General features: G+C 36.9%; 1 protein-coding gene. It reads left to right on the top strand.

The features are described from left to right. Window positions 1-156 precede the first annotated feature (156 nt). On the top strand, window positions 157-444 hold the full coding sequence (locus MO867_RS22190; RefSeq protein ID WP_252473223.1) for a hypothetical protein: 288 nt from the start codon (window positions 157-159) through the stop codon (window positions 442-444). The last annotated feature ends 622 nt before the right edge of the window (window positions 445-1,066 follow it).

The following is a 1,066-nucleotide window of genomic DNA, read 5'->3' on the forward strand; positions in this document are numbered from 1 at the left end:
AGCTGACCGTTCTTTTCCAGGGGATTAACTGATGCACTTCAGAGTTGAATGCAGGGGGTGTTTAGATGAATATAAAATATGATGAGCTGACCCTAGGTAATAGATATTCCTTGCCATCCTAGACGAGAGGCTATACTTTTTGTAAAAAGGTAAAATATGATAAACCGTCCTAAAGTTAAGATGAAGTTCGAATCTAAATCGGTACAGCGCATTCGCTGCGCAGAGTGTAACTGGGAGCAGTTGATTGCCGCCCAAACTGACGCTGATTTAAAATGTTGTGCATGGTGTGGCTGGGAAGGTTTGGATATGTGTCAGGTGTCTGTACAAGGTGGGTTTCAAGAGATGAGTTGTGATGTCCATGGTGATTTTACTGTAATCCTTCCCTGTCATGATGTAGATCCTATTGATTTTATGTCTGATATTTTTTGCCCTTTTTGTAATTGATATAGACATTAGGCTTCATAAGCTTGATATTGCTTCTGTCCTTGTAACTAAGTTTTTACTCTGTAATCTATGGTGCATTAGAATTTAGGTCTGTAGTTTGGCGTCACTCACAAAATAATGACATCAAAGATAAATTTGATACTTCCACTTAGCTTTCTGTTACTTGTACCAGTGATAATTGCTTGTTTGTATTTTTAATTTGGTGGGGCTAGAGATAGTGAATTGGTAGTAATGAATAACGATGTAATAAAATTTAATCTCCCGTGTTGAATGTATGTCTCCTTGCCATTTTTCTTTAAATGATCAGTGAGGAAATTAGTGGCTTGGTTGCCGTATGTGATAATCATCGCTAGTGAAAGATAGTATTGTTGAAGCGAACATAATAAACTGATTTCTGTAGCGGCTCTATATGGGCTGATGAGTATTCTGTGAGTTATGCAAATCAAATGTTAGGCAGGAAAGTCAATACAATTGGTAGCTAATTAAAAATACAAATAGAAGTAAATATTTGATGACATGGTATTTTCAAGCTGTCGTGTCAGTTACTTTTAGATCTCCTGGTTTTCTTCAGGGCTGTCCCATATAAATCGGTGTAAAAACGAACAGAATAGACCTAAAATAG

The sequence above is a fragment of the Microbulbifer okhotskensis genome (genome assembly GCF_023895975.1).
Classification (GTDB): domain Bacteria; phylum Pseudomonadota; class Gammaproteobacteria; order Pseudomonadales; family Cellvibrionaceae; genus Microbulbifer; species Microbulbifer okhotskensis.

Bases quoted from the DNA above. Each gene is read 5' to 3' on its own strand.
- MO867_RS22190 (WP_252473223.1), top strand. From the start codon at position 157: ATGATAAACCGTCCTAAAGTTAAGATGAAGTTCGAATCTAAATCGGTA.